Source organism: Duganella sp. AC237 (genome assembly GCF_979254035.1).
Genome location: NZ_CEEDEW010000003.1, coordinates 1,710,423 through 1,736,614, shown reverse-complemented (window position 1 = coordinate 1,736,614; position 26,192 = coordinate 1,710,423). Strand labels below are relative to the sequence as shown.

At 62.8% G+C, this 26,192-nt stretch carries 24 protein-coding genes; 6 read left to right on the top strand and 18 right to left on the bottom strand.

Annotated features, from left to right (window positions below):
• Nucleotides 1-32 precede the first annotated feature (32 nt).
• The 8 genes from AC0IYS_RS08045 to rpsP form a co-directional block, all read right to left on the bottom strand.
• Nucleotides 33-2,816, bottom strand: a complete 2,784-nt coding sequence (locus AC0IYS_RS08045; protein ID WP_471704671.1) for a M16 family metallopeptidase — start codon at nucleotides 2,814-2,816, stop codon at nucleotides 33-35.
• Nucleotides 2,817-2,914: 98 nt separating this feature from the next.
• Nucleotides 2,915-3,247, bottom strand: a complete 333-nt coding sequence (locus AC0IYS_RS08040; protein WP_471704670.1) for a DUF3579 domain-containing protein — start codon at nucleotides 3,245-3,247, stop codon at nucleotides 2,915-2,917.
• A 236-nt stretch (nucleotides 3,248-3,483) separates the two neighbouring features.
• Nucleotides 3,484-4,452 carry a CobD/CbiB family protein gene (locus AC0IYS_RS08035; protein WP_315216836.1) on the bottom strand — a complete coding sequence of 323 codons (969 nt, stop codon included), beginning with the start codon at nucleotides 4,450-4,452 and terminating at the stop codon, nucleotides 3,484-3,486.
• Nucleotides 4,453-4,538: 86 nt separating this feature from the next.
• Nucleotides 4,539-5,207: a CoA pyrophosphatase gene (locus tag AC0IYS_RS08030; protein WP_471704669.1), complete on the bottom strand. Its 669-nt coding sequence runs from the start codon at nucleotides 5,205-5,207 to the stop codon at nucleotides 4,539-4,541.
• A gap of 68 nt (nucleotides 5,208-5,275) precedes the next feature.
• Nucleotides 5,276-5,662: a 50S ribosomal protein L19 gene (gene rplS / locus AC0IYS_RS08025; RefSeq protein WP_090315727.1), complete on the bottom strand. Its 387-nt coding sequence runs from the start codon at nucleotides 5,660-5,662 to the stop codon at nucleotides 5,276-5,278.
• A gap of 120 nt (nucleotides 5,663-5,782) precedes the next feature.
• Nucleotides 5,783-6,529, bottom strand: a complete 747-nt coding sequence (gene trmD / locus AC0IYS_RS08020) for a tRNA (guanosine(37)-N1)-methyltransferase TrmD (protein WP_471704668.1) — start codon at nucleotides 6,527-6,529, stop codon at nucleotides 5,783-5,785.
• Between the two features lie 21 nt (nucleotides 6,530-6,550).
• Nucleotides 6,551-7,111 (bottom strand): ribosome maturation factor RimM, encoded by a 561-nt coding sequence (rimM, locus tag AC0IYS_RS08015; RefSeq protein ID WP_471704667.1) that lies wholly within the window; start codon nucleotides 7,109-7,111, stop codon nucleotides 6,551-6,553.
• Between the two features lie 14 nt (nucleotides 7,112-7,125).
• Nucleotides 7,126-7,371 carry a 30S ribosomal protein S16 gene (rpsP, locus tag AC0IYS_RS08010; RefSeq protein WP_090315733.1) on the bottom strand — a complete coding sequence of 82 codons (246 nt, stop codon included), beginning with the start codon at nucleotides 7,369-7,371 and terminating at the stop codon, nucleotides 7,126-7,128.
• Between the two features lie 217 nt (nucleotides 7,372-7,588).
• Here rpsP and AC0IYS_RS08005 point away from each other — a divergent pair, with 217 nt between their 5' ends.
• Nucleotides 7,589-8,041, top strand: a complete 453-nt coding sequence (locus AC0IYS_RS08005; protein WP_471704666.1) for a TM2 domain-containing protein — start codon at nucleotides 7,589-7,591, stop codon at nucleotides 8,039-8,041.
• Nucleotides 8,042-8,063: 22 nt separating this feature from the next.
• Nucleotides 8,064-8,660: a glycine zipper 2TM domain-containing protein gene (locus AC0IYS_RS08000; RefSeq protein WP_471704665.1), complete on the top strand. Its 597-nt coding sequence runs from the start codon at nucleotides 8,064-8,066 to the stop codon at nucleotides 8,658-8,660.
• A gap of 97 nt (nucleotides 8,661-8,757) precedes the next feature.
• On the opposite strand, the gene AC0IYS_RS07995 is transcribed toward AC0IYS_RS08000, so the two are convergent.
• Nucleotides 8,758-10,872, bottom strand: a complete 2,115-nt coding sequence (locus AC0IYS_RS07995) for a family 43 glycosylhydrolase (protein WP_471704664.1) — start codon at nucleotides 10,870-10,872, stop codon at nucleotides 8,758-8,760.
• Nucleotides 10,872-14,069, bottom strand: coding sequence for a TonB-dependent receptor (locus AC0IYS_RS07990; RefSeq protein WP_471704663.1), 3,198 nt, complete (start codon nucleotides 14,067-14,069; stop codon nucleotides 10,872-10,874). Before AC0IYS_RS07990 ends, AC0IYS_RS07995 begins: the two co-directional genes overlap by 1 nt.
• A gap of 354 nt (nucleotides 14,070-14,423) precedes the next feature.
• Between AC0IYS_RS07990 and AC0IYS_RS07985 the strand changes: the two genes are divergently transcribed.
• Nucleotides 14,424-15,422 carry a proline dehydrogenase family protein gene (locus AC0IYS_RS07985; protein ID WP_471704662.1) on the top strand — a complete coding sequence of 333 codons (999 nt, stop codon included), beginning with the start codon at nucleotides 14,424-14,426 and terminating at the stop codon, nucleotides 15,420-15,422.
• A gap of 10 nt (nucleotides 15,423-15,432) precedes the next feature.
• Nucleotides 15,433-15,795 (top strand): VOC family protein, encoded by a 363-nt coding sequence (locus tag AC0IYS_RS07980; protein WP_471704661.1) that lies wholly within the window; start codon nucleotides 15,433-15,435, stop codon nucleotides 15,793-15,795.
• Here the strand turns inward: AC0IYS_RS07980 and AC0IYS_RS07975 are convergent, their stop codons facing one another.
• From AC0IYS_RS07975 to ugpQ, 7 genes are all read right to left on the bottom strand, one after another.
• Complete coding sequence (locus AC0IYS_RS07975) at nucleotides 15,796-16,026, bottom strand: hypothetical protein (protein ID WP_471704660.1); 231 nt, start codon at nucleotides 16,024-16,026, stop codon at nucleotides 15,796-15,798.
• A 222-nt stretch (nucleotides 16,027-16,248) separates the two neighbouring features.
• The gene (locus tag AC0IYS_RS07970; protein WP_471704659.1) at nucleotides 16,249-18,039 is read right to left on the bottom strand and encodes an acyl-CoA dehydrogenase; all 1,791 of its coding nucleotides are present in this window, start codon (nucleotides 18,037-18,039) and stop codon (nucleotides 16,249-16,251) included.
• Between the two features lie 73 nt (nucleotides 18,040-18,112).
• Entirely contained in the window at nucleotides 18,113-19,042 is a 930-nt protein-coding gene (locus tag AC0IYS_RS07965) for an electron transfer flavoprotein subunit alpha/FixB family protein (RefSeq protein ID WP_471704658.1), read from the bottom strand.
• Between the two features lie 10 nt (nucleotides 19,043-19,052).
• Nucleotides 19,053-19,802, bottom strand: a complete 750-nt coding sequence (locus AC0IYS_RS07960; RefSeq protein WP_090315761.1) for an electron transfer flavoprotein subunit beta/FixA family protein — start codon at nucleotides 19,800-19,802, stop codon at nucleotides 19,053-19,055.
• A gap of 185 nt (nucleotides 19,803-19,987) precedes the next feature.
• Nucleotides 19,988-20,215 carry a sulfurtransferase TusA family protein gene (locus AC0IYS_RS07955; protein WP_036623531.1) on the bottom strand — a complete coding sequence of 76 codons (228 nt, stop codon included), beginning with the start codon at nucleotides 20,213-20,215 and terminating at the stop codon, nucleotides 19,988-19,990.
• 246 nt (nucleotides 20,216-20,461) lie between these two features.
• The gene (alaS, locus tag AC0IYS_RS07950) at nucleotides 20,462-23,080 is read right to left on the bottom strand and encodes an alanine--tRNA ligase (RefSeq protein WP_471704657.1); all 2,619 of its coding nucleotides are present in this window, start codon (nucleotides 23,078-23,080) and stop codon (nucleotides 20,462-20,464) included.
• An 80-nt stretch (nucleotides 23,081-23,160) separates the two neighbouring features.
• Nucleotides 23,161-23,913, bottom strand: coding sequence for a glycerophosphodiester phosphodiesterase (gene ugpQ / locus AC0IYS_RS07945; RefSeq protein WP_471704656.1), 753 nt, complete (start codon nucleotides 23,911-23,913; stop codon nucleotides 23,161-23,163).
• A 114-nt stretch (nucleotides 23,914-24,027) separates the two neighbouring features.
• Here ugpQ and AC0IYS_RS07940 point away from each other — a divergent pair, with 114 nt between their 5' ends.
• Together AC0IYS_RS07940 and AC0IYS_RS07935 are read left to right on the top strand one after the other, a co-directional pair.
• A complete protein-coding gene (locus AC0IYS_RS07940) occupies nucleotides 24,028-25,263 on the top strand; it encodes a CaiB/BaiF CoA transferase family protein (RefSeq protein ID WP_471704655.1) in 1,236 nt (411 codons plus the stop codon).
• Between the two features lie 2 nt (nucleotides 25,264-25,265).
• Nucleotides 25,266-25,721: a GNAT family N-acetyltransferase gene (locus AC0IYS_RS07935; protein ID WP_471704654.1), complete on the top strand. Its 456-nt coding sequence runs from the start codon at nucleotides 25,266-25,268 to the stop codon at nucleotides 25,719-25,721.
• Nucleotides 25,722-25,745: 24 nt separating this feature from the next.
• On the opposite strand, the gene AC0IYS_RS07930 is transcribed toward AC0IYS_RS07935, so the two are convergent.
• A complete protein-coding gene (locus AC0IYS_RS07930; protein WP_471704653.1) occupies nucleotides 25,746-26,075 on the bottom strand; it encodes a hypothetical protein in 330 nt (109 codons plus the stop codon).
• Nucleotides 26,076-26,192: the final 117 nt, after the last annotated feature.

The following is a 26,192-nucleotide window of genomic DNA, read 5'->3' as shown; positions in this document are numbered from 1 at the left end:
AGTACATAATTGGAAATCGTGCAGAACTGCCCTTATTTTTTGGCTTTGGACTCGTCGCCGGCCACAATCACCGTCAGCTTGGCCGGGTCGATGGCTTTGCGGAAGGCGGCGTTGACTTGCGCCAGGGTGGCGGCGCGCAGCTTGTCCTCGTATTCCTTGCTCCAGCTGTAGGTGCGGTTCAGGTACAGGTTGCGCGTCCAGCCGGCGGCCAGCACCGCGTCCTTGGAGCGGTTCTGGATGCGCTGCTGCAGCAGCCCGGATTTGGCGCCCGCCAGTTCCGTCGCCGTGAAGCCTTCCTTCACCGCCCGGTCCAGTTCTTCCCTGATCGCCGCCCGCAGTTTTTTCAGGTTCTGCGGCGCGGCGATGGCGCTGACCTCGAAGCTGCCGGCGCGGTCGATTTCGCCCGCCTGCAAGCCGGTGCCGCCGCCGTACGACAAGCCGTCCTTCTGGCGGATGCGGTCCATCAGCCGCGATTTCAAACCGCCGTCGCCGAAGATGTAGTTGGCCAGGTCCAGCAGCGGATAGTCAGGATCGTTGACATTCAAGTCGAGGTTCAGGCGCGCGGTGTAGAAGCCGTTTTCCTTTTCCGGCGCGTTGATCATTTTGACGATCGGCGCCTTGTCGGCGTTGACGCGCGTGATCGGCGCGTAGGAGACCTTGCTGTCCCAGCCCGAGAACACATCCTCGATGGTCTTGCCGATCACGGCTTTGTCGAAGTCGCCGACGACGGCGATCTCGCCGTGATTGGCGCCGTAGTATTTGCGGTGGAAGGCCACCACGTCTTCCAGCTTGAGCGCCTTGACCTGCGCCAGTTGCTCGTCCACCGACACCGCCGCGCGCACGTCGCCTTTCGGATAGGGGTTGAAGTAGAGGTCCATTTCCGTGCTGGCCAGCGACTGCGGTTCGTTGCGCGACGCTTCGATACCGACCAGCCATTGCTGGCGCAGCTGCTCGAACTCCGCCGCCGGGAAGCTGGCGTCCTTCACCACGTGCGCGGCCAGCCGCAGCGCCGCGTCCAGATTCGGTCCGGTGGTCTCGAAGTTGAACGGCCCTCCGGAGATTTTCAGCTTGGCGAAGGCGTCGGACAATTGCTCGCGCGTGAACTTGTCGGTGCCGCGCATCAGCATCGCGCTGGTGGCGGCGGAGACGGCGTTGGTGTCGAACAGATTCTTCTCGTCGCCCCAGTGCAGCGACATATTGACCGACACCGCTTCGCCGCGATTCTTCTTCGGCAGCAGCGCCACCCGCAGGCCGCCGATGGTCTTGATCTCGGTGCGGGCGTTGATGTTGTCCTGGCTCGGATCGAACACCTCCGACGTCAGCACGCTGTCCTTGCCCTTGAAGTCTTTCATCACCTCGGCCACGGTGGGCGCGGCCGGGATCTCGGCGCGCTGCGGATTGTCCTCGGGGATGAAGGTGCCGACGGTGCGGTTGTCGCGTTTCAGGTAGCGCGCGGCGGCGGCGCTGACCTGCTCCGCCGTGATCGTCGGCAGCTTGTCGCGGTCAAGGAACAGCAGGCGCCAGTCGCCCAGCGCGATCTCCTCGGACAAGGTCACGCCGACCTTTTGCGGATCGTTGAGCGACTTCTCGATGCCGTTGGCGACGTTGCGGCGCACGCGCTCCATTTCCTCGGCCGTCGGCGGCGTCTTGGCGAAGCCCTCCACCGTCGCGATCAGCGCGTCGCGCACCGGTTCCAGCGGCTCGCCGGCCTTGACCATGGCGCCGATCAATTGCAGCCCGGGCGCGTAGCCGGTCTGGGGGAAGCTGAACACCTGCGCCGCCTTGCCGGTTTCCACCAGCGCCTTGTGCAGGCGGCCGGTCGGGGTGTCGCCGAGGATCTCGGACATGAAACTGAGGGCGTCGCTATCCTCCTGCAGCGCTGAAGGGATCTTGTAGCCGAGGACCACCAGCTGCATGTCGCCCTTGCGGCGCACGACGAAACTGCGCTCGCCGTCCTGGGTCGGTTCGACCGTCCAGAATGGCGGCAGCACGCGCTTGGGTTTCGGGATCGCGCCGAACGATTTGCCGATCCACGCCAGCGTTTGCGCCGGATCGAATTTACCGGCCACCAGCAGCACCGCGTTGTCCGGCTGGTAGTAGGTGCGGTAGAACTTCTGCAGATTGTCGATCTTGACGTTTTCGATGTCGCTGCGGTTGCCGATGGTGTCGCGGCCGTAGCTGTGCCAGTCGTAGGCGACGCTCTCCATGCGCTTGAGCAGCACGCCGGACGGGCTGTTCTCGCCGCTCTCGTACTCGTTGCGCACGACCGTCATTTCCGAGTCCAGGTCCTTGCGGGCGACGAAGGAGTTCACCATGCGGTCGGCTTCCATGTCGAGCGCCCACTTCAGGTTCTCGGGGCTGGCCTGGAACACCTCATAGTAGTTGGTGCGGTCGAAGGAGGTGGTGCCGTTGAAGTCCATGCCGCGGTTGGCGAATTCCTGCGGGATGCTGCCGTTCTTCGGCGAGCCTTTGAACAGCATGTGTTCGAGCAGGTGGGCCATGCCGGTTTCGCCATAGTTCTCGTGGCGCGAGCCGACCAGGTAGGTGACATTGACGGTGACCGTCGGCTTGGACGCGTCCGGGAACAGCAGCACTTTCAAGCCGTTGGGCAGCCGGTATTCGGTGATGCCTTCCACCGACGGTCCCTTGACCACGCCAGCCGGCAGTTTGATCGCGGCGGCGTTGGCCGGCGCGTTCGAGGTGGCGTTGGCCGTGGCAACTGCGGGCGCGCCCCAGGCGGTGCCGGTGGCGGCGAAGGACAGGCCGCACAGCATCATGCTGGCGACGGCTGCGTGTTTCAAACGGCTGTTGTTCATGGTGTCTCGCTAAAAACGAATGAACAGGCAGCATAGCCCCACCCCGCCGACGTGGGTAGTGGCAAAAACGAAATTTTTCTGAGGGGAGACTTAAGTGCTTACTTCTCGGGGACCAGACAAGCGTCGACCATTTGCAGGTCGTTATCCTTGGCGAACGAGATCACGAAGTGGTACGCCAGCGGCTCCAGGCCGCGCAGCTTGCCGTTGACGACCACCGACTTGACGCCGTTGACCACCGTCGGCGTGACGTACGGCGAGAACTGCAGATGGGAGTCGCGTCCGCCGCCGTAGCCTTCCGGCTTGAAGCAGGACATCACGCCGCACAGGCGCTCGGCCCAGTCGCTGGGACGGAACTGCCTGCCATTGCTGGTGAGGCCAAGGATGAAGAACGATTCCTGCTGTTCTGCCGGTTTTTGAACTGACTCTGCCATGAGCGGGGGCTTGTGGGTAGATACTTGTTGGTAACAAGAATGCGTGGAAAGTCCCGGCGAGGTGCGCCGGGCGGATATCATTCTAGAAGAATCTTACGTATTATATCTTATAGAAGACCTAAATACGTAAGTCGTTGATTTCAATCGACCTTTCCTCACAGATGACCAAATTGGTGCAGAAAACTCATCATTCCGCACCAAGGCAATACCGCTATTGTACCCTGCTCCGCGTCCTTTTACGGCGTCCCGCCGAGCCAGGCCGCGCCCGAGCACAGCAATAACAACATCATCCACAGCAACAATGCGCGCCACACCAGCCCCACCGTGCTTTGCAGCGCGCGGATACCCGGCTCCTCGCCCGGCAGCATGTCCGGCTCCATGTCGCTGACGTCGACGGTCGAAGCGTCCACCAGCACCACCTTGGCCGCGTTCTCGGCCGGGGTACCCAGGCGCACGCCCATGGCGCCGCCGCCGGCCGACAGGATGATGCCGATCGCCTTGTCGTTCCAGCGGTGCGCGAAATTGCGCCAGGCGTAGATCGCGTCCTCGAAGTTGCCGACCACGGCGAAGGCCACGGCGGTCAAGCGCACCGGTATCCAGTCGATCCAGTAGAAGGCGCGCGCGGCGAACTGGCCGAACGCCTCATTGCGCATGTGTTCCGGTTCATTCCAGGCGCGCGCCAGGTATTCGGAGACGCGGTACATGACGGCGGCGGCCGGGCCGAGCGGCATCAGGAACCAGAAGAACACGCCAAACACGCTGCGGTGCGTGGTGATCAGCGCCTTTTCGACGGCGACGCGGGAGATTTCGCTGACATCCATGCCGACGGTGTCCTGCTTGGTCCATTCTGCCAGCAAGGCGCGCGCGGCGGCGTCGTCGCCGGCGCTCAGGTGCAGCTGGATCGAGGTGAAATAGTGGCTGTAATGGCGGAAGCCGAGGGTCAGGTAGACCACCAGCACGTTCCAGGCGAAGGCGGCCAGGAACCAGTCGTAGTACTTCAGTACCCAGTAAATCAGCGCGGTCGGCACCATCAGGATGGCCATCATCAGGAACCAGCCGAGGCGGCCGTGGCTCGAGTGGCCGGCGTTGAACCATGTCTCCATCCGCAACGCCAGACTTTTGATCTCGGCGTAAATCGGGTTGTCCGCGCGCAGCGGCTTCATTTGCTCGAGCAGCAGCGCGCACAAAATGGAAAGAAATGTCATTAATGGTCCTTTTTAGGTCGGCGACGCCTTGATGCCCGCTACGATAACCCACCGTGGTGGGAGAATCAAACTTATTAGTTCGGACATCAAGCACGCAGGAAGTGGAACAGGTTGCGCAGCATGCCGGCGGTGGCGCCCCAGATATAGTAGTCGCCATAGGGCATGGCGTAGAAACTGCGCACGCCGCCGGCGATTTGGGCCGACAGGCGCTGGTGGTTCAGGCCGTCCATCAGGAAGGCCAGCGGCACTTCGAAGATCTCGGCCACCTCGGACGGGTCGGCCCGCAGCTCGAACGGCGGCGCGATCAGGCCGACGACGGGGGTGACGCGGTAGCCGGTGCCGGTGTAATAGTCGGGCATGGTGCCGATGACGTCGACGTGGGCGCGGTCCAGGCCGATCTCCTCCTCGCACTCGCGCAGCGCGGTGTCGACCGGGCCGCTGTCGTAGGATTCGGCGCGGCCGCCGGGAAAGCTGACCTGGCCGGGATGGTCGGTCAGGTCGGGATTGCGTTGGGTTAGCAGGATGGTCAGGCCGGTCTCGCGCAGCACCAGCGGGATCAGCACGGAGGCGGCCGTGGCCGGCGTGCCGTCGGGACGCTGCAGGTGGCGCTCGTCGGTGCTCTCCGGCGTCCAGAGCGGCTGCTCGGCGAAGCGGCTGCGCAGCCATTGCGGCACCAGGCGCTCGCGGGCGACGGCCGGCTCGCCGGCGATGGCGTCGATCGGCAGCAGTTTCGGATCAAAGAGCGGTTTGGCCAAACGGACCTCCATATAAAAAAGGGCACCCCTTGATGTGGTGCCCTTTCCTCCAAACACAAGCGCGGCTATTAAGCTGCGGTTGCTTTCGCCGCTGGGCGACGGTTTGGCAGTTTTTCCTTGATACGTGCCGATTTACCGGAACGATCACGCAGGTAGTACAGTTTAGCGCGACGTACGTCACCGCGGCGTTTCACTTCGATCGAAGCGATCAGCGGGGAGTACAGCTGGAACGTACGCTCGACGCCTTCGCCGGACGAGATCTTACGAACGATGAAGTTCGAGTTCAGGCCACGGTTACGACGGGAGATGACGACGCCTTCGTATGCCTGGGCGCGCTTGCGGGTGCCTTCGACGACGTTGACGTTGACGATCACGGTATCGCCAGGGGCGAAATCAGGGATCTTCTTGCCCAGACGAGCGATTTCTTCTTGCTCGAGTTGTTGAATCAGATTCATTTTAAGACTCCAAAAACCATCGTGCTGGCGCGCAATGAGTGCTGTTCAAACACTCGCCCAGTAGAGGATGGGGTTAAACAGGCGGACAACATGTCCGCAAGCTTCTACAACAACAGGTTTTTATAAACCTGCCAAAAATTTCTCGTCATGCTTGGTCAGCAGGCCGCCCTCGCGCGCCTTGACCAGCAGATCGGGGCGCTTGCGCGCGGTCGCTTCCAGCATGCGCTGGCGGCGCCATTTTTCGATCTCGGCGTGGTTGCCGCCCATCAGTACCGGCGGCACACCCACTCCTTCGTACGTTTCCGGCCGCGTGTAGTGCGGCGAATCGAGCAGACCGTTGACGAAACTGTCTTCGATCGCCGACGCATCCGTGTTCAGCACGCCGGGAATCTGGCGGATCACGGCATCCATCAAGGCCATCGCCGGCAGCTCGCCGCCGGACAGCACGAAGTCGCCGAGGCTGATTTCCTCGTCGATGCAGCGGTCCAGCAAACGCTGGTCCACCGCCTCGTAGCGGCCGCACAGGATCACCAGACCGGGTTCCTGCTTGAGCGCCATGACACGTTCGTGCGTCAACTGCTTGCCCTGGGGCGACATGAACAGTACGCGGGGCGCGGCCAGACCGGCGTCGGTCTGGCGCTGCTTCGCCGCGTTGAGCGTCGCTTCCAGGGGTTTGGCCAGCATCACCATGCCGGGGCCGCCGCCATAGGGGCGGTCATCCACGGTGCGGTGATTGTCGGTGGTGAAATCACGCGGATTCCACAACGACAAGCCACATTTATTCTGTTCGAACGCGCGCCGGGTGACCCCCGACTGCGTCAGTGCGGCGAACATTTCGGGGAACAGGGTCACGACATCGAATTGCACGGCGGGCCGCCCTTATGTTCTTTAGTAATCAAGGCCCCAGTCGACGGTGATCTTTTTCGCCGCCTTGTCCACCTTGATGATGAACGCTTCGACAAATGGGATCAGGCGCTCTTGCGCCGCAATTTCTGGGTCAGTGCCTTCAGCGACGGCTGCCGTAATGCGCAAGATCGACTGCGGACCGTTGCTCATCATGTCAGTCACCGTACCGAGGTGCTCACCTTGCAAATTCTCTACATCCAGACCAATCAGCTCGGTCCAGTAAAACTCATCATCGGACAAGGCCGGGAACGAACTGCGCGGAACCGAAACAGCGGCGCCCTTGAGCGCTTCTGCGACGTCCCGATCGGTCACTCCCACCAGCTGTGCGACCACGTCGCCGCCATGCAGTTTGGACTGCTTGACTTCGACATTGTGCAAGCTTGGCTTGTCGATCCACCAGGTTTTCACCGAGAGGAGCGCATCCGCATCTTCCGAGAAAGGACGTATCCTCACCCAGCCAGCGACGCCGTAAGCACCGAAGACAAAGCCTACCTGTGCCAGATCGTCGGGGACTTGCACCCCGGATGCATTCTTATCGGTCAAACCAGCAGCCAGACTTAAACGGCTTTGTTCGACGCTACCAGGCGAGCGACGGTAGGCGACAATTGTGCGCCAACCGATTGCCAGTGAGCCAGACGGTCAGCGGTGATGCGCAGTGGCACTTCGCCGCCTTGCGCCATCGGGTTGTAGAAACCGATGCGTTCGATGAAACGGCCATCGCGGCGATTGCGCGAGTCGGTTGCAACGATGTTGAAGAACGGACGCTTCTTGGCGCCTCCACGAGCTAAACGAATAACGACCATAATATTTCCAAAAAGTGTGCTAGGACGGAAAAAGCCGCAAATTATAGCGCGCTTTGCCGCGAAGCAGCAAGCGTTAATGAAATAATCGGGCGAATTGGGGTAATCGAAGATTATCCCCCGTTCCGGCGCACGGGGCAATAGCCACAGCGATAAAAAGGTGGGCCGGGCCGGTATTATGACCGATACTGCATGCTTTCCGGCTATTTAATCGATAACCATGATGAATCCGCACCACACCGCGCATCCCACCGCCCCTTCCGCACGCCACAAGAACAAGACCGTCGCCGCCCTGCTGGCCTTCCTGTTCGGCGGGCTCGGCCTGCACCGTTTGTACCTGCGCGGTCCGCGCGATCCGTGGCTGTGGGCGCATCTGGCCTGCCTCCCTCTGGCCTGGATCATCGCCAAGGGGGCGCCGGATGTGGACGGCTTCTATAAAGTACTGCCGATCATGATCTCCGGACTGGTCGGTTTCTTGGAGGCGCTGGTGCTGGGATTGATGGCCGACGAGAAGTGGGATGCGCGCTTCAACCCGGCATCGGGCAAGCAATCGGAGTCGCGCTGGCCGCTGGCCATCATCCTGGTCGCCAGCATGATGGTAGGGGCCGCCAGCTTGATTGCCACAATCTCACGATTATTTGACTTACTGTACACTGGGGGCGCTTATGGCTAAGCCAACAATAGGAGACATACTGATGAATAAACGTTCAATTGTGCTGGCGATTACGCTGGCCGCCCTGACGTCCGCCGCGCAAGCCCAGACTCCAAAGCAGCACTACAACGCCGAAACCAAGCGCATCGCCACCCGCTACGCGGAAGACAAGAAGCTGTGCGCCGAGGAAACCGAATCGAGCGCCCGCATGCAATGTCTGCGCGACGCCAAGTCCGAATTCAACAAGTCCAACACGCAAGCGAAGGCCGACTATAAAAGTGCCGGTACGGCCAAGCCGGCCGCCAACTGCATCGACTGCGGCCGGGTCACCTCGGTCGTGCTGGGCGAAAAGAAGGGTGAAGGCAGCGCGGTCGGTCTGATCGCCGGTGGCGTCGCCGGCGCCCTGCTGGGCAACCAGGTCGGCAGCGGCGGCGGCCGCAAGCTCGCCACCGTGGCGGGCGCCGCCGGTGGCGCCTACGCCGGCAAAAAGGTCGAGGAACACGCGCGTTCGAGCAAGCAATGGACCGTCAACGTCGAATACGAAGACGGCAAGCACGACAGCTACGTCTTCGAAGAAGACCCGGGCATGATGAAGGGCGACCAGGTCAAGCGCTCGAACGGCAGCATCGTCCGCCGCTAACCCCCACCTGGGGTCAAGTCTAACATTCATACACGAGCTGAACTACCTGATGGTTGTGTTCGTGTACGAATGTTAGACTTGACCCCGGGGGGTTTGGTTAGTTGGCGTGCGACCAGATGAATCGCACGCCATCGCTGCCGTCCGGCAAAGGTCCCGGGCTGTTTGCCACCACCTCCCCTGTCTTCGGATCGATGCGCAGGTAGCGATTGTTCGCGATCGACATCAGCAGCAACTCCCCCGTCGGCGTTTCCATCCACTGGAAACTGTGCGCCGCGCCAGGTTTTCCGGCCTGCAGGCTGACAACACCCTCCTTGTCCACCGCCAGATAACGCATACCGGATGCCAACGCGACCCGGCCCAGCCCCATATCCTTCACCTTGAAGCTTGTCGGTACGGAAGCGCTCAGCTTGTCTCCGGTGATGGTCAGACCGGTCTCGGCTTGATAAGAGGCCAGTCGAATGGTTTTGCCGAACGGAATCGCACGCATCAAGCCACGCGGCATCGGCTCCGCGATATCGACGCTGTCGAAATCGGCGTATCCACCTTCCGCTCCGGTAACATTGTAATTAAATAGCGCATAGCGCACGCCCTGGAATGTCTTGAGCTGAAACACCATAGTCCAGAGGCCGCCGATGTCGACGAAACGCTTGCCGTCCACCGAATAGCTGAAGCTCGCCTGCTCCGTCAGGAAATCACAGTCGGCGCGCAGCCAGATTCGATGCGCGGCCAGCGGAATCCGCGTGGTCTGCCCACTGATCTGGTCGAATAGCGCGACATTCAGGCCTTCGGTGGTTTTTTCGACGCCTAGCGTGGCGTAGGGCAGATTCAGCAAACCAAGGCCGGCGATGTCGCCCTCTTTCATCCCCGTAAGGTCCAGCGCGACCGTCGGTGACGATACCGGCCCAATGGCGCGCTGGGTCAGGCTATTGCGCGCGTCCCAAAACGATGTCGCCGGCAGCGAGTGCAGGCGCAGGAACCCCGGCCGCTGCGTCAGCGACCATTTATCGTCGACCGGCACGTGGTTCCATTGCCAGATCGGCTTTAACTTATCGCCGGAAAAGTCGTCGCTGCGCTCGTACGGTACTCGGGTCGGCTGGGGAGCGGCGGTCTTCGGCTTGACCCACGTGCGCGGACTGCGCCCCGGATTGCCCGGCAGGCCAAAATAAGGCCAACCGTCTTTCCATGTCACCGGCGACAGACCGGTCAGGCGTCCGACCGAGTTGTAGTCCATCATGGAAAAGGCCCACCACTCGCCCGCCGGCGTGAGCACGATGCCGCCCTGGTGCAGTGTCGTCGCGTCGCCGGACCCCGGCTTGGGCCGGTCGATGACGAACGGCGGCCTGGCTTCCTTCATGCGGTTGCCGCGCGCCAAACCAAAGCCCTCGTCCTTGCTGATCGCGCGGTTGACCTCGTAGGGACCGTAGACGTTGTCGGCACGCGCGGCCGGCATGCGGAACCCGCCGGCGTAGTTGGCACTGAGGATGAAGTACTTGCCGTCGATTTTATAAAAGTGTGCGCCCTCCCCCATGCCGTCATCCTTGTCGAACAAGGTCGTTTCCGAGCCGGGCACGATGTCGGTCAGGTCGTCGTTGAGGCGGGCGACCTGGAGGGTCTGGTGCCCCCAGACGGCATACGCTTTGCCGTCGTCGTCGAACAGCACCGACAGGTCGTGCAGGCTGCGCCGCATTTCGTGATGTTTCCACGGTCCGCGCGGGTCGGTTGCGGAGTAGACCTGCGTCGCCCGGCGGTTGATGTTGGTGAAGATATAGAACGTGCCGTTATGGAAGCGCAGGCTGGGCGCCCAGATCCCCTGCCCATAGATCTCCTTGCCCTCCTCCAGCCGGAACTGCGGACCGAAATCCAGCTTCGGCGCGGCGTAGCTGAGGAATTCCCAGTTGACGAGATCCCTGGACCGCATCACCGGCAAGCCTGGCATCGCGTGCATGGTGGTGCCGGTCATATAGAACCAGTCGCCGACGCGGATCAGATCCGGATCGGAAAACTCGTCGTAGAACAAGGGATTGCTGAAGGTGCCATTGCCGTTGTCTGCGGTCCAGGTCCTGGGCTGGGCCGGCGCCTTGGCCTGCGCCTTGGCCTGCGCCTTGGCCTGCTTTCCGGCTTGCGCCGGAGGCAGGCCCGGCGCGGCCGCCAGCAACGCCGCGCAAACGATGCGCGCGACGAGCCGATGGTGCGTGAGCCGGGCCATCTTCATCAGAAAGTCGTCCGCAGCGACAAGGTGTACGCCGCGCCGGGCTTGTACTCGTCGGCCACGGCGTTGCTGAACTGCGTGTAGGTGCGGCTGATGGCCTTGTTCGCGTTCCACACGCTCAACGTCAGATCGGTGTTGTAGCGGAAATTGAACAGCTGCTTCAGATTCGCGCCCACCGACAGATCGACCTGCGACCGCTCCGTCGTGTACGCATAGGCGCCGCCGGGAACGGTCAGGCCGGTGCCGGTGTTGACCACGTGCGAGGCCGTGTACTGCCGCGCGACACGTACGTTCAAGCCGTTACGCTCGTAGTACAAGGTCAGGTTGTTGGTGCGCGGCGGCACGCCGGCCACCGGCGGCGCATCCTTCGCCTCGTCCTTTTGCTTGGCGTAAGTGAAGTTGGCGGCGAGGCCGAAGCCCTTGACCGGCAACATATCCAGCGGTTGCTGCCACGTGAATTCCAGCCCGCGCACCTTGAGCTTGGTGTCGATGTTGTAGGGTTCGGAAATCTCGACCAGATGCTTGTCGCGCCCGCCGCTGGCGTTGACCGACTGCTGCTGCGCGTCGGTCAAGCCGACGGTGCCGAAGCGCGCGTCGAGCTGCGCCAGCGAGTACTGGGTGACGCGCTGGCCGGGGCGGCTGATGATGTCCTTGGCAAAGCCGCTGACCGAGACGTAAGCCTCGCGGGTGATGTAATACTCCAGCCCCAGATCGAGGTTGTTGGCCTCGAACGGCTTGAGGTTGGGATTGGTCAGGTTACCCTGGCGCAGCCCCTGGTCGCCGATCGTCAACTGGGTCTGGCGCAGGTCGGCGGGGTTGGCGCGCGTCAGCGATTTCGAGCCCGACAGGCGCGCGATCAGCGACGGCGTGAGGTTGTAGGCCATCGTCGCCGACGGCAGCGTATTGCTGTAGGTGGTCGATTCATAGGCCCACACGCTGAGGTTATCGTACAGGCCGCCGTTGCGCAGGTTGGCGTTGCGCGGATCGGCGCCCACCGTCAGCGCGCCGATGGTCTGCTTGGTGCGCGCGTAGCGCACGCCGGCGTTGTAGCGCAAGGTGCGGCCGAACACCTGGTTGCGGCCATTGACTTCGGTATAGAACGCGCTCACCGCCTCGCGGATGTAACCGCCGCTGCCGTTGCCGAAGCCGCGGTAGATATTGTCGCGGAAGTATTGATAGTCGGTGTCCTTCGCGAACTTCGGCCAGTCGACCGTGATGAAGCCGTTGCCCGAAGGCTGGGCGTAATTGGGCACGGCGGCATTCGGCACCACCGAACCGAGGTAGGTCAGCGGCGCGGTCATGCCGCTGGTCGAACCGGTGCCATAGCCCGGATAGGCGGTGGCGGCGTCGGTGACCGGACCCGGCGCGCTGCGGCCATCACATCCTTGCGGCGAGCGCAGCTGCGGGTTGGGCGCGAAGTAGCGCACGCTCACGTTGTTGCCGCAAGCGACATTCATCCAGGCGTCGGCCACCGAGAAGCCACGGTAGCGGCGCTTGATGTCGTCGTAGGCGCCGCCGACTTTGATGTTGAAGTCGTTGTCGCCCCAGGCCACGTTCAGGCGCGTGCCGCGGGTGGTGTTGGTGCGCTCGTACAGGTCCATGCGCAGGCCCGACAGGCCCTGGCCGCCCTGGTTCCAGCCGAAGTTGGACGGATCGTTGATGTCCAGGTTGCCGGTGTAGACGGGCGGCAGGCCGGGACGGCTGTTGTCGTAATTAATCACCGAGTTGGGCGAGCGCGTGGCGAACAGCACCGTCGGCATGTCGCGGTAGAAAGTGCTGTTGGTGGCGTTGAAGTGGGCGTCGATGGTCAGCTTGTCGGTCGGCCGGAATTCGAAGCCTGGATTGATGCTGTGGAACTTGGTCTTCTCCTCCATCGGACGGTATTCGAGCGACCAGAAGGTGTTGGCCAGGACCGCCTTGTTGACCACGCACCCATAGGTGCAATCGCTGCGGTCGAACTCCATGCCGATCGGGATGACCGTGTTGGCGCGGGTGCCGACGTTCATCGCCTGGTAGGTCATCTGGTTGCGCTTCTGCGCCGCGACCAGGTCCAGGTACACGTCCCACTTGTCGTTCGGCTGCCACTGCATGCTGAGCACTTCGCCGACGCGCTTGCGCTCGCCCTCGTACACCAGATGGCGGCCCAGGCGGGCCATCAGCGCGTTGTCGATTTGCTGGATGGTGGCGCCGGGATTGAGCGCGAGCAGCATGGCGCGGTCGATCTGCTTGCCCGGCACCAGGATGGAGCGGGCGTACTCGGGCAAATCGTTCAGCGCCATTCCGGACGGCACCGTGTCCGGCGTCGACTGCGAGCCGCCGCCAGTGCTGTTGGGCTTGTCGGCGGCGTTGGCCTGGAACGACTTGAGCTGCAAGTTGCGCATGTCGACCGACTGGAAGCCGTCGGTTTTGTACTTGGTGTCGCCGAAGGCCACGCCGCCGAGCAGGCCGAACTTGCCCCAGGTGTTGCTGGTCCAGGTGTTGCTGATCAGGCCCGACCCGGTGGTGCCCATCTTGCCGTTCTGCTCGCGGTAGTTGCCGCTGAGCGTGAAGGCCGAGCGGAAACCGCTTTTATCGAACGGACGCACGCTGCGCATGTTGACCGTGCCGGCGATGCCGCCCTCGATCAGGCTGGCCTGCTGGCTTTTGTAGACGCTGGCGCTGCGGAACAGCTCGGATGGCAGGAAGTCCATGTCCACTTCGCGGTTGGCGCTGATGTTGCCGCCCCAGCTGCCGGCCGAGGCCGACGCCATCGGCGCGCCGTTGAGCAGCACCCGGGTAAAGGCCGCGCCCATGCCGCGAATGGAAATGTTCAGGCCCTCGCCGTCGATCTCGGCGCGACGCACGGTCACGCCGGGCACGCGGGCCAGCGCGTCGGCGATGTTGGGGTCGGGGAATTTGCCGATGTCTTCGGAAAACACGGTGTCGCTCAGGCCGACGTTCTCGCGTTTTTCGTTGGCCGACAGCGCCAGCGAGCTGCGGTAACCGTTGACGACCACGGTCGGCTTGACGGGCTGCTGCGCGTCTTTGTCCTCGGTCGCCTCGGAAGCCTGGGCCGGAGTCTGCGACGAGGCCGGCACGGTTGCCGGTGCAGGAGTGGTCTGCGCGTGCGCGCTTGAAATGATGCCTGCGACGAAGGTGGCGGCAATGCGCCCGCCCATACCTGGTCCGCGCCGTGGCGCGTCGATCAACTTACTGTCCATACTGTCTCCTCTACCAGGCATTGTTGCCTGTGTGGTCAGCGCCTTGGGCGCATTATTTTTTGTTTTTCTCTACCAATCTTTATTACCTTTATAGCCTCCGCACCTCCTAACACGAAAAATGTTATACGCAATCATTTTTGGATATTCTGCCTTTATGACAACGCCGTCAACCGTTTAATTTGCGGTAAGTTGCCAAAAAAATACAGTATTCCGGGTATTTTTCGGCGTATATTCACGCGCCTGAGATTGCGCAATCATCGGGCGCGGCATCGGCGAGGCCGTCGGCGGCGGCTTGGACGAGCCGGCCTCGCTGTGACACAATGTGTTGTTTATTCCATCATTTCAGGAGACACCGTGTCCGCACCCAGCTTCCCTGCCCAATGGCAAGCCCTCGTCGATCAAGCCGCGACGGCGCTGCGCGCATTGGCGCTCGACGAATCGGCCAAGGAAAAATTCTGCAACGACCCGCTGCTGCGCGCCTACATGCACAAGGTCTCGCATCGCTACGTGGCGGGCCAGACGGTCGCGGAAGCGCTGGCGCGCGTCGAGAGCATCATCGCCCAGGGCCACGCGGCCTCGGTCGAATACATGGGCGAGAGCGTGCGCGACGAAGCCTTCGCGATGGCGGAGACGGAAGTGTTCATGGAACTGACACGCGCGGTCGGCCAGCGCAACCTGAACTGCTCGATCTCGCTGGACCTGTCGCACGTCGGGTCGATGGTGGACCTGGAGCTGGGCTACCGGAACCTGCGCCGCGTGGCGTTGGCGGCCGCCGAAATCAACCGCGAAGTGATGATCTCGATGGAAGGCGCGGACCGCGCCGACGACATCTACGCCATCTACGCGCGGCTGCACCAGGAGGACGGCTTGCATAATGTCGGCATCACGGTGCCGGCCAAGCGCCACCGCACCGCGCGCGACCTGCCGGAGTTGATGAAGATTCCCGGCCGCATCCGGCTGGTCAAAGGCGCGTTTCTGGAGTCGGCGGAGATTTCCTACGACCGCAACAGCCCGGAGCTGGCGGCGGCGTATCGCACGTACGCCGGAGAGCTGCTGCTAAGCGGCCACAAGTGCTCTATCGCCACGCACGACCGTTCGATCCAGGCGGACCTCGGCGAACTGATTCTGAAGGAGCGCATCGATCCGCGCTGGTATGAATTCGAATCCTTGATCGGCCTGGGCGCCGAAAACATCGCCGGACTCAAGGCGCGCGGCTTCACCACCCGCGAATACGTGGTCTTCGGCGAGGAGCATTTCCTCTACGTGCTCAACCGCATCGCCGAGGAACCGGTGCGGGTGTATCAGGCGATTGTGGATGTGATGGGTACGCCCGCAATGGCGGCGATTCAATAAGGAGACACCGATGGCAGATTTCACCAATGTCAGATTCACGCTGGGCGTGCTTGATCTCGCCAGGTCCACGAACTACTACACGTCGGTTCTCGGTCTGGAGATAGACTTCACGGCGCCCGGCTGGACGTTTCTGTCGCGCGGAAGCTTTCGCGTGATGCTCGGCGAGTGCATCGACGCCACCCCGCCGGCGCAGCTGGGCGACCATTCCTGGTATGGGTATGTGACGGTATCGGACGCCGCCGCCGTGTTTGCCGAGTATCAGGCCGCCGGCGCCGAGTTCACGCAAACGCTGGCGGACAAGCCGTGGGGCATGCGCGAGTTTGGCGTTCGCACCATCGACGGCCATCGCATCATGTTCGGACAGGAACTCTAGTCAATGAAGTCGGAATTCGACCAGTGTCGAAATGGCTGCCTCGGCCTCGCGTACCGAGCGGGCTGATGGGCGCGCCCCAGCGGCGACGGCCCAGGCCAGAACCCAGTGGCCGGCCGTGATTTCCTCGGACGCAGTTTTTGCTTGCAGCATGCGGCGGGCAGCCTCGTTCATGCGTTGCACGGCATAGGCTTTGCGGGTATTTTTGATGGGAGCGATAACGATGGATTTCATGGCAAACCTCACTGTGAACATCCTCGTTTTACGCAACGCGCACGAAAATGGATTCAACTCCAGTAAAGAAACCGTTGCCACGGTTCCACGCAGGGCGGATTAGGCGGGACGCCGTAATCCGCCATGGATGAGCCGTCGGCGGCGCATGCATGGCGGATTACGCTTCGCTAATCCGCCCTACGTGTCTCAACGTCAGTTTTAACGTCAACGCCTGATGCGAGCTTAGAACTGGTCCTCGCTCAACGCCAGCACGCCGGCGCTGCCGTCAATGATCGCCGTGCGCAGGCCCGACGATTGCGACAGGATGTGATCGGCGAAGAAGCGCGCGGTGGCGATCTTGGCTTTGTAGAAGCCGGCGTCACCGTCATTGGCGTCCAGCTTCTGCTGCGCGATCACGGCGGCACGCGCCATCTGCCAGCCACCCAGCACGATGCCGGCCAGTTTCAGGTACAGCACGCTGCCCGAGAACACGCCCTTGATGTCGCTCTTCATGTTGGCGACCACGTACTCCACCACCGCCTCCAGATCCTTGCTGCCGGCCGACAGCTGCGCCAGGATCGCCTTGAAGTCGGCCGAGCCGCCTGCGGCCAGCTCCGCTTCGGTCGCGCGCACCTGGGCGATGATGCCCTTGGCGACAGCGCCGCCGTCGCGCACGGTCTTGCGGCCGACCAGATCGTTGGCCTGGATCGCCGTCGTGCCCTCGTAAATCGTCAAAATCTTCGCATCGCGATAGTGCTGCGCGGCGCCGGTTTCTTCGATGAAGCCCATGCCGCCATGCACCTGCACGCCATCACGGGAGACGTCCTGCGACATCTCGGTCGACCAGCCCTTGATGATCGGCACCAGATACTCGTACACCGCCAGATTGGCCTTGCGCGTTTCCGCGTCGGCGTGGCTGTGGGCGACATCGCTGATGCCGGCGCCGACGTAGGCCAGCGCGCGCGCCGCCTCGGTTTGCGAACGCATATTCATCAACATGCGGCGCACGTCCGGATGATGGATGATCGCCACCGGACCGGCCGAGCCGGCCAGATCGCGCGACTGCACGCGGTCCTTGGCGAACGCCACAGCCTTTTGATACGCGCGCTCGGCCAGGCCGATGCCCTGCAGGCCGACGCCGAAACGCGCCGCGTTCATCATGATGAACATGTATTCCAGGCCGCGATTTTCCTCGCCGACCAGGGTGCCGATGGCGCCGCCGTGGTCGCCGAATTGCAGCACGGCGGTCGGACTGGCCTTGATGCCCAGCTTGTGTTCGACCGAGACGCAGTGCGCGTCGTTGCGCTCACCGATGGAGCCGTCCGCGTTGACCAGGAACTTCGGTACGATGAACAGCGAGATACCTTTAACGCCAGCCGGTGCATCCGGCGTGCGCGCCAGCACCAGGTGGACGATGTTCTCGGAGAAATCGTGCTCGCCGTAGGTGATGTAGATCTTGGTGCCGAACACCTTGTAGGTGCCGTCGCCCTGCGGCACGGCGCGGGTGCGCACGGCGGCCAGGTCGGAGCCGGCTTGCGGCTCGGTCAGGTTCATGGTGCCGGTCCACTTGCCCGACACCAGGTTTTCCAGATAGATGGCTTTCTGCTCGTCGCTGCCGGCCGTCAGCAACGCTTCGATCGCGCCATCCGACAACAACGGGCACAGCGCGAACGAGATGCTGCCCGCGTTGAGCATTTCGATGCACGGCGTCGCCAGCAGCTTGGGCAAGCCCTGGCCGCCGAACTCCACCGGATGCTGCACACCCTGCCAGCCAGCCTCGCCGAACGCCTTGAAGGCTTCCTTGAAGCCCTTGGACGTGGTCACCTGGCCGTCGTGCCAATAGCTCGGCTCCTTGTCGCTCGGATGGTTCAACGGCGCGATGACGTTGCTGACGAATTTCGCGTTCTCTTCCAGGATGGCTTCGGCCGTGTCCGGGGTCGCGTCTTCATTGCCCGGCAGCGCGTTGACGCCGGCCAGGTCCGCCAGTTCGTTCATGACGAACAGCATGTCTTTCAGGGGTGCTTGATAGGGCATCTTATGTCTCCAAGAAAAAAGCCACGGCAATCCGGCGGTGCCGGATCAGCGTGGCTCGGGTGCGCTCAGGCTGTCAGCCCAGTTCTGCGACCAGTTGCGGCACGATTTCGAACAGATCGCCAACGATGCCGTAGTCGGCCACGGAGAAGATCGGTGCTTCCGGATCTTTGTTGATCGCGACGATGGTCTTCGAATCCTTCATGCCGGCCAAGTGCTGGATCGCGCCGGAGATACCGACGGCGATGTACAGGGTCGGCGCGACGATCTTGCCGGTCTGGCCAACTTGCCAGTCGTTCGGCACGTAGCCGGCATCAACCGCTGCGCGCGAGGCGCCCATGGCGGCGTTGAGCTTGTCGGCCAGCGGTTCCAGGATCTTGAAGGCGTCGCCCGAACCCATGCCGCGGCCACCGGAAACGATGACTTTGGCGGCGGTCAGCTCAGGGCGGTCCGATTTGGCCAGCTCGCGGCCGACAAAGCTCGACTTGCCCGAATCGCCGACGGCGGTGACGGTCTCGGTCGCGGCCGAACCACCGGTGGCGGCGGCGTCGAAGCCGGTCGAGCGCACGGTGATGACCTTGATCTTGTCCGACGATTGCACGTAGGCGATGGCGTTACCGGCATAGATCGGACGCTCGAAGGTGTCGGGCGAATCGACTTTGGTGATTTCAGAAATCTGCGCGACGTCCAGCTTGGCGGCCACGCGCGGCAGGATGTTCTTGCCGTAGGCGGTGGCCGGGGCCAGGATGTGGCTGTACGAGCCTGCCAGCGCCAGCACCTGCTCGGCGACGTTCTCGGCCAGGCCGTCGGCAAAGTGCGCGGCGTCGGCCACGATGACTTTCGACACGCCGGCGATTTGCGCGGCGGCGGCTGCTGCGGCGCCGGCGTTGGAACCTGCGACCAGCACGTGCACGTCGCCGCCGCACTGGGCGGCCGCGGTCACGGTGTGGAGGGTGCTGCCCTTCAGGCTGGCGTTGTCGTGTTCTGCGATGACTAATGCGACCATGATTGTTCCTTTAGATGACTTTGGCTTCGGTGCGCAGTTTTGCGACCAGGGTGGCGACGTCCGGGACCTTGATGCCGGCCGAGCGCTTGGCAGGCTCGACGACTTTCAGGGTTTTCAGGCGCGGGGTCACATCGACGCCCAGGTCTTCCGGCTTGGTCACGTCCAGCGGCTTTTTCTTCGCCTTCATGATGTTCGGCAGGGTCACATAGCGCGGCTCGTTCAGGCGCAAGTCGGTGGTGACGATCGCCGGCAGGGTCAGCGCCAGGGTTTCCAGGCCGCCGTCCACTTCGCGGGTGACGGTCACTTTGCCATCCTCCAGCACCACTTTCGACGCGAACGTCGCTTGCGGCCAACCCAGCAGGGCCGCCAGCATCTGGCCGGTCTGGTTGGAGTCGTCGTCGATCGCCTGCTTGCCCAGGATGATCAGCTGTGGCTGTTCCTTGTCGGCCAGCGCCTTGAGCAGCTTGGCGACGGCCAGCGGCTCCAGCTCGACCGAAGTCTCGACCAGGATGCCGCGATCGGCACCGATCGCCATGCCGGTACGCAGGGTTTCCTGGCACTGGGTCACGCCGCACGACACCGCCACCACTTCGGTGACCTTGCCGGCTTCCTTCAGGCGCATCGCCTCTTCCAGCGCGATCTCATCGAAAGGGTTCATCGACATTTTGACGTTGGCGATATCGACGCCAGTGCCGTCGGACTTGACGCGAACCTTGACGTTATAGTCGACCACGCGTTTGACGGGTACCAAGACTTTCATAGCTGTGCCTTTGGGAAAATGTATAAATGTTCGGGACTAAATGTGGGCTAGATTATATGAGAAATCCGCCGCGCACAAGAAATTAAAGCACGATCGTGCGATTTTTCGCTAGTAGAAACCGTCTAAAAACTATTTCCTTAGACGGCGGTTCTACGAGGGAAGAGTGACGCAGGGATGGCAGGCGCTTATTTGCGCTGCATCAAAAAGACGAATTCGCGTCCGGTTTGCACGTGGGACAGCAGCGCGTTGCCGGTTTGTTTGGCGAACGCCTGGAAGTCGCGCACGGAACCGGGGTCGGTTGCCATGATGCGCAGCACTTCGCCGCTTTGCAGCTCGGATAAGGCTTTTTTAGCCTTAAGAATCGGCAGCGGGCAATTCAGGCCGCGCGCGTCGAGTTCTTTATGGAATTCCATGATTTCGTTTTCAAGTATCGTGTCGGTCATCAAGAACCCGCTAGTTTGTTGAGCACTTTCGCCATAGTACTCCAATTTGCAGCCGTTGACGCGCTGCACCAAAATAGTTCATTGCGCGTTGCAAGTTCGCAACGGGAACTTGCGATTTTACAATAAGTCTGCTTAAACAACAGCGGCCCGCGCTTGACACGCGGGCCGCTCAGGTGGTGCGTTAGCGCCGTGGTTGCAGGCTGATAGCTACCGCACTTATTTCGAAGCGCGCTCGCCCACCCAGGCCGCCACACCGGCGAGCGCCGCCGGCAAGCCGCTCGGATCGGTACCGCCGGCCTGCGCCATATCGGGGCGACCACCGCCTTTTCCGCCCACTTGTTGTGCAACGAAGTTCACCAGCTCGCCGGCCTTGACCTTGGAGGTGGCGTCCGCCGTCACGCCGGCGATCAGGCTGACCTTGCCGTCGGCAACGCTTGCCAGCACGATGGCCGCGGTCTTCAGCTTGTCCTTGAGCTTGTCCATGGTCTCGCGCAGGCGGGCCACGTCGGCGCCGTCCAGCGTGGCCGCCAGCACCTTGATGCCGTTGACGTCCACCGCTTGCGTGACCAGCTCGTCGCCCTGCCCGGAAGCCAGCTTCGACTTCAGCGCGGCCAGTTCCTTCTCCAGCGCCTTGACATGGTCCTGCACCTGGCCGATACGCGCGGTCAGTTCCTCAGGATTCGACTTCAGCGCGGCGGCCGCTTCCAGCAGGCGGCGGTTCATCGACTGCACCAGCGCCAGCGCGCCCTCGCCGGTCACCGCTTCGACGCGGCGGATACCGGCGGCGACGCCGCTTTCCGAAATGATCTTGAACAGGCCGATGTCGCCGGTGCGCTGCACGTGGACGCCGCCGCACAGCTCTTTCGAGGTGCCGATGTCGAGCACGCGCACTTCGTCGCCGTACTTCTCGCCGAACAGCGCCATCGCGCCATGCTTGACGGCGTCGTCGAACGACATGTGCTGCGCCTTGGTCGCGTGGTTTTCCAGGATCTCTTTATTGACCTTGGCTTCCACTTCGGCGATCTGCTCGGCCGTCAGCGGCGCGTTGTGGCTGAAGTCGAAACGGGTTTTGTCCGCGTCGACCAGCGAGCCCTTTTGCGCCACGTGGCCGCCCAGTACTTCGCGCAGGGCTTTGTGCATCAGGTGGGTCGCCGAGTGGTTGCGGATGGTGCGCGCGCGCTTGCCCTGGTCGACGTCGGCGCTGACCGCGCCGCCCACTTTCAGCGAACCGGCGGACAAGGTGCCGTGGTGGCCGAACACGTCGGCCTGGATTTTCAGCGTGTCGTCGACGCTGAAGGCGGCGGCGCCGGCAGTGATCGTGCCCTGGTCACCGACCTGGCCGCCCGATTCGGCGTAGAACGGCGTGGTGTCCAGCACCACGATGCCCGACTGGCCGGCCGTCAGTTCCTGCACCGAGGTGCCGCCCGCGTACAGCGCGACGATCTTGGCGGTGGCATGGCTCAGGTTGTCGTAACCGACGAACTTGTTCTTCTCGCCCGCGTATTCGACCTTGCTGTCCTTGATGGACTTGCCGCCTTTGCGCGACAGCTCCTGGCTTTCCTTCAGGGCGGCGTCATAGCCTTCCTGGTCGAAGCTGATGTTACGCTCGCGGCAGATGTCTGCCGTCAGGTCCGGCGGGAAGCCGTAGGTTTCGTACAGGGTGAAGGCGGTGGCGCCGTCGATGCCGGTGCTGTCCTTGGCCAGTTGGGCTTCCAATACTTTCATGCCGGTTTCCAGCGTCTCGCCGAAACGCTCTTCCTCGGCCTTCAACATCTGGGCGACGCGCTCCTTGGCTTCTTCCAGCTCCGGATAGGCGCCGCCCATCTCGATCGCCAGGTCGGCCACCAGCTTGTAGAAGAACGGCTTGGTCTGGCCCAGCTTGTGGCCGTGGCGCAGCGCGCGGCGGATGATGCGGCGCAGGACGTAGGCGCGGCCTTCGCTGCCCGGAATCACGCCGTCGACGATCATGAACGCCGAAGCGCGGATGTGGTCGGCGATCACGCGCAGCGACTTGTTTTCCAGGTCGGTGGCGCCGGTTTCGCGCGCGGCGGCCTTGATCAGGGCCTGGAACAGGTCGATCTCGTAGTTCGAATGCACGTGCTGCAGCACGGCGGCCAGGCGCTCCATGCCCATGCCGGTGTCGACGCACGGCTTCGGCAGCTTGTGCATCACGCCCGCTTCGTCGCGGTTGAACTGCATGAACACCAGGTTCCAGATTTCGATGAAACGGTCGCCGTCTTCGTCCGGCGAGCCCGGCGGGCCGCCTGGAATGTCGGCGCCGTGGTCGTAGAAGATCTCGGTGCACGGGCCGCATGGGCCGGTGTCGGCCATCTGCCAGAAGTTATCCGAAGCGTAACGCGAACCCTTGTTGTCGCCGATGCGGATGATGCGCTCTTTCGGCACGCCCACTTCGTTGGCCCAGATATCGTAGGCCTCGTCATCTTCCATGTAGACGGTGACGGTCAGCTTCTCTGCCGGCAGGCCGTAAACCTTGGTCAGCAGTTCCCAGGCGAAGTTGATGGCGTCGCGCTTGAAATAGTCGCCGAAGCTGAAGTTGCCCAGCATTTCGAAGAAGGTGTGGTGGCGCGCGGTGTAGCCGACGTTTTCCAGATCGTTGTGCTTGCCGCCGGCGCGGACGCAGCGCTGCACGGAGGTGGCGCGGGTGTACGGACGGCTGTCGGTGCCGGTGAACACGTCCTTGAATTGCACCATGCCGCTGTTGGTCAGCAGCAAGGTCGGGTCGTTGCCAGGTACCAGGGAGCTGGAACGGACAATCGAATGACCCTTGGATTCAAAAAACTTGAGGAATTTGTCGCGGATTTCAGATGATTTCATGTCGTGAGCAGAGGTAGCTGGCAAATGCAAAGGGTTGATTATATATGACCCCGCCAGGGGAAGGGTTGCCAGGCTGGCTGTCAGGCAAACGTTGGCCCGATCAGATCGATGCGGTCGGTGCAAAAGCCGTCCACGCCCCAGGACAGGATCTCCCTGCCCCGCTCGGGCTCGTTGACGGTATAGCAAAACAAGCCATAGCCGGCGGCCTTGATCGCCCGCGCCAGGTCGCTGGTCAGATGCTTGTGGTTGGTATGGATGGCGACCGCGCCCAACTCCCGCGCCTGCGCCTGCCAGTCGTCGGGAATCCGGTCCAGCAAGTAGCCGCGCGGCAGGTCGGGGGCGGCGTCGCGGGCGGCCGCCAAGGCGGCAAAGCTGAACGATGACAACAAGGGGACGGCGGCCGGGTCGCCGGCGGCGATCTCGACGGCGTAGCTGTCGCGGGTTACCTTGGCCACCCAGCGGCCCGTTTCCACCTCAAAACCGTCGGCCGGCTTGATTTCCACGTTCATCCAGATACGCTGGGCCTTGCAGTAATCGATGAATTGCGTGTAGTACGGCACCGGTTCGTCCTTGAACTGCTGGCCGAACCAGGCGCCCGCGTCCATGGCAGCCAGGTCGATGGCGTCGGTGTCCGGCACGCTGCCCCGGCCCGCCACCGTGCGGCCGAAGTCGGGGTCGTGCATGACCATGCCGATGCCGTCGCGCGACAGCATCACGTCGAACTCGACGGCATGGAAGCCGTAAGCCAGGCCCGCGCGCAGGCCGGCGACGGTGTTTTCAGGCGCCAGGGTCCCGCCGCCGCGATGTGCAACAATTTTAGGATACGGCCACATAGCTCTGCCTCCCACGCAAATATTTGTTATAAAACCAACGCCCACCCTATCACGAATGCTGCGCAGACACTACACTGGCGGCCTGATAGGATTACTCAAAAGGTTAGACATATCATGACAGCTCAAAAAGCGTTAAGCCACATCCGCGTGCTCGACCTGAGCCGGGTGCTGGCCGGACCATGGTGCTCGCAGAACCTGGCCGACCTGGGCGCCGACGTCATCAAGATCGAACGTCCCGGCGGCGGCGACGACACCCGCGCCTGGGGTCCTCCCTACGCCAAGGACGCCGACGGCAACGACACCACCGAGGCCGCCTACTACCTGGCCGCCAACCGCGGCAAGCGCTCGGTCACGATGGACATCGCCAGCGCCGAAGGCCAGGCGCTGCTGCGCGAGCTGGTCAAGCATTGCGACGTGGTGCTGGAAAACTACAAGGTCGGCCAACTGAAACGCTACGGCCTCGATTACGAATCGCTCAAGGCGATCAAGCCCGACCTGGTCTATTGCTCGGTGACCGGCTTCGGCCAGGACGGCCCGTACGCGCACCGCGCCGGCTACGATTTCCTGATCCAGGGCATGGGCGGCTTGATGTCGGTGACCGGCGAGCGCGACGACCTGCCCGGCGGCGGCCCGCAAAAAGCCGGCGTCGCGCTGACCGACCTGATGACCGGCATGTACGCCACCATCGCCATCCTGGCCGCGCTGACCCAGCGCGACCGCGACGGCGGCGGCCAGTACATCGACATGGCGCTGCTGGACGTGCAGGTGGCGATGCTGGCCAACATGGGCAGCAATTACCTGAACAGCGGCAAGCCGCCCAAGCGCTGGGGCAACGCGCATCCGAACATCGTGCCGTATCAAACCTTCGCCTGCTCGGACGGCTACATCATCGTCGCCACCGGCAACGACGGCCAGTATCAAAAATTTGTCGAAGCGGGCGGACGCGGCGACCTGGCCTTCCACGAACGCTACGCCACCAATCCGCTGCGCGTGAAAAACCGCGAGGAGCTGGTGCCGCTGCTGGCCGCCATGGTGCTGACGCAACCCCGCGATTTCTGGATCGACAAGCTGGAGGCGGTCGGCGTGCCGTGCGGCCCGATCAACAACCTCGACGATGTCTATAAAAATCCGCAGGTGCTGGCGCGCGAACTGGTGATGGAAGTGCCGCACCCGACCGCCGGCAAGGTCAGGCTGGTGCGCAGCCCGATGCGCATGTCCGGCGCGCCGGCCGACGACGCGTCGACCCTGCCACCGCCGCTGCTGGGCCAGCACACCGACGAAGTACTGCGCGATTTGCTCGGCCACAGCGAAGCCGACATCGCCACCCTGCGCAACAAAGGAGTCCTTTAAGTATGAGCAGCAACGTATCGTTGGAAGAAATTACCGGTCACAACTTCGAGGCGTTCATGGAGATGGAGCTGCCCGAGCACCAGCGCGACTTCATCGCCAGCAATGCCTTTTCGATCGCGCAAGCCAAGTTTTACGCCGATTACATCCCGCGCGGTATCTATTGCGACGGCGAGCCGGCCGGCTTCCTGCTGTACGACCGCCAGTCGAACGACAATCCGGGCGAGTACGGCATCTACCGCTTCATGGTGGACTTCCCGCAACAAGGCAAAGGCATCGGCCGGCGCGCGATGGCGCTGCTGCTGGACGAGCTCAAGGCCAAGCCGGACGTCAAGCTGATCACGATCTGCTACAAGCCGGGCAACGTCGCCGCGCGGACGTTCTACCAAAGCTTCGGCTTCGAGGAAACCGGCCTCGACGAGATCGGCGAGATGATCGCGGTGATCAAGGTGGCGGATTAACACGGCGCATCCGCCGGTGCCGCCTCACCTTAAAACATCGCGCTTCAACTCGATGATCTGACTGTGCATCTGGGTGACCGAGCCCTTCATCTGCGCGGACAACTGCGGAATGTTGACGCACACCCGTTTGGCGCGCTCGGCCATCAATTCCATATCGCGGATCAGCTTGTTGATGCGCGGCGCGTCCTGCGACAGCAAGATCTCGCGCGCCGTGTCCGACAGCCGGTCGACGCGCTGGATGCTGTCGCGCAGCTCGCTCGGCAGATTGGGCTCGGCGGAACTGGCCTGCGCCGCCTGCCCTATCGCTTGCTCAAGTAAATGGAACCGGTGCTCGATGTCGTTCATTTGCAGCATGGTGACTCCTCCCCTGTAGAATCAGGCACAGGCGTGCCAGTGCAGATTCGACCCTCGGCCATACAAGCAGTTTCAGCCTCCGCGCCCGCTCATTGACGCAGGTCAGACCGCCAGCGA

What these genes read in the sequence shown, in the direction of transcription:
- AC0IYS_RS08045 (WP_471704671.1), bottom strand. Translation starts at nt 2,816, where the DNA reads ATGAACAACAGCCGTTTGAAACACGCAGCCGTCGCCAGCATGATGCTG.
- AC0IYS_RS08040 (WP_471704670.1), bottom strand. Translation starts at nt 3,247, where the DNA reads ATGGCAGAGTCAGTTCAAAAACCGGCAGAACAGCAGGAATCGTTCTTC.
- AC0IYS_RS08035 (WP_315216836.1), bottom strand. Translation starts at nt 4,452, where the DNA reads ATGACATTTCTTTCCATTTTGTGCGCGCTGCTGCTCGAGCAAATGAAG.
- rplS (WP_090315727.1), bottom strand. Translation starts at nt 5,662, where the DNA reads ATGAATCTGATTCAACAACTCGAGCAAGAAGAAATCGCTCGTCTGGGC.
- rpsP (WP_090315733.1), bottom strand. Translation starts at nt 7,371, where the DNA reads ATGGTCGTTATTCGTTTAGCTCGTGGAGGCGCCAAGAAGCGTCCGTTC.
- AC0IYS_RS08005 (WP_471704666.1), top strand. Translation starts at nt 7,589, where the DNA reads ATGATGAATCCGCACCACACCGCGCATCCCACCGCCCCTTCCGCACGC.
- AC0IYS_RS08000 (WP_471704665.1), top strand. Translation starts at nt 8,064, where the DNA reads ATGAATAAACGTTCAATTGTGCTGGCGATTACGCTGGCCGCCCTGACG.
- AC0IYS_RS07995 (WP_471704664.1), bottom strand. Translation starts at nt 10,872, where the DNA reads ATGAAGATGGCCCGGCTCACGCACCATCGGCTCGTCGCGCGCATCGTT.
- AC0IYS_RS07990 (WP_471704663.1), bottom strand. Translation starts at nt 14,069, where the DNA reads ATGGACAGTAAGTTGATCGACGCGCCACGGCGCGGACCAGGTATGGGC.
- AC0IYS_RS07980 (WP_471704661.1), top strand. Translation starts at nt 15,433, where the DNA reads ATGGCAGATTTCACCAATGTCAGATTCACGCTGGGCGTGCTTGATCTC.
- AC0IYS_RS07975 (WP_471704660.1), bottom strand. Translation starts at nt 16,026, where the DNA reads ATGAAATCCATCGTTATCGCTCCCATCAAAAATACCCGCAAAGCCTAT.
- AC0IYS_RS07970 (WP_471704659.1), bottom strand. Translation starts at nt 18,039, where the DNA reads ATGCCCTATCAAGCACCCCTGAAAGACATGCTGTTCGTCATGAACGAA.
- AC0IYS_RS07965 (WP_471704658.1), bottom strand. Translation starts at nt 19,042, where the DNA reads ATGGTCGCATTAGTCATCGCAGAACACGACAACGCCAGCCTGAAGGGC.
- AC0IYS_RS07960 (WP_090315761.1), bottom strand. Translation starts at nt 19,802, where the DNA reads ATGAAAGTCTTGGTACCCGTCAAACGCGTGGTCGACTATAACGTCAAG.
- AC0IYS_RS07955 (WP_036623531.1), bottom strand. Translation starts at nt 20,215, where the DNA reads ATGGAATTCCATAAAGAACTCGACGCGCGCGGCCTGAATTGCCCGCTG.
- alaS (WP_471704657.1), bottom strand. Translation starts at nt 23,080, where the DNA reads ATGAAATCATCTGAAATCCGCGACAAATTCCTCAAGTTTTTTGAATCC.
- ugpQ (WP_471704656.1), bottom strand. Translation starts at nt 23,913, where the DNA reads ATGTGGCCGTATCCTAAAATTGTTGCACATCGCGGCGGCGGGACCCTG.
- AC0IYS_RS07940 (WP_471704655.1), top strand. Translation starts at nt 24,028, where the DNA reads ATGACAGCTCAAAAAGCGTTAAGCCACATCCGCGTGCTCGACCTGAGC.
- AC0IYS_RS07935 (WP_471704654.1), top strand. Translation starts at nt 25,266, where the DNA reads ATGAGCAGCAACGTATCGTTGGAAGAAATTACCGGTCACAACTTCGAG.
- AC0IYS_RS07930 (WP_471704653.1), bottom strand. Translation starts at nt 26,075, where the DNA reads ATGCTGCAAATGAACGACATCGAGCACCGGTTCCATTTACTTGAGCAA.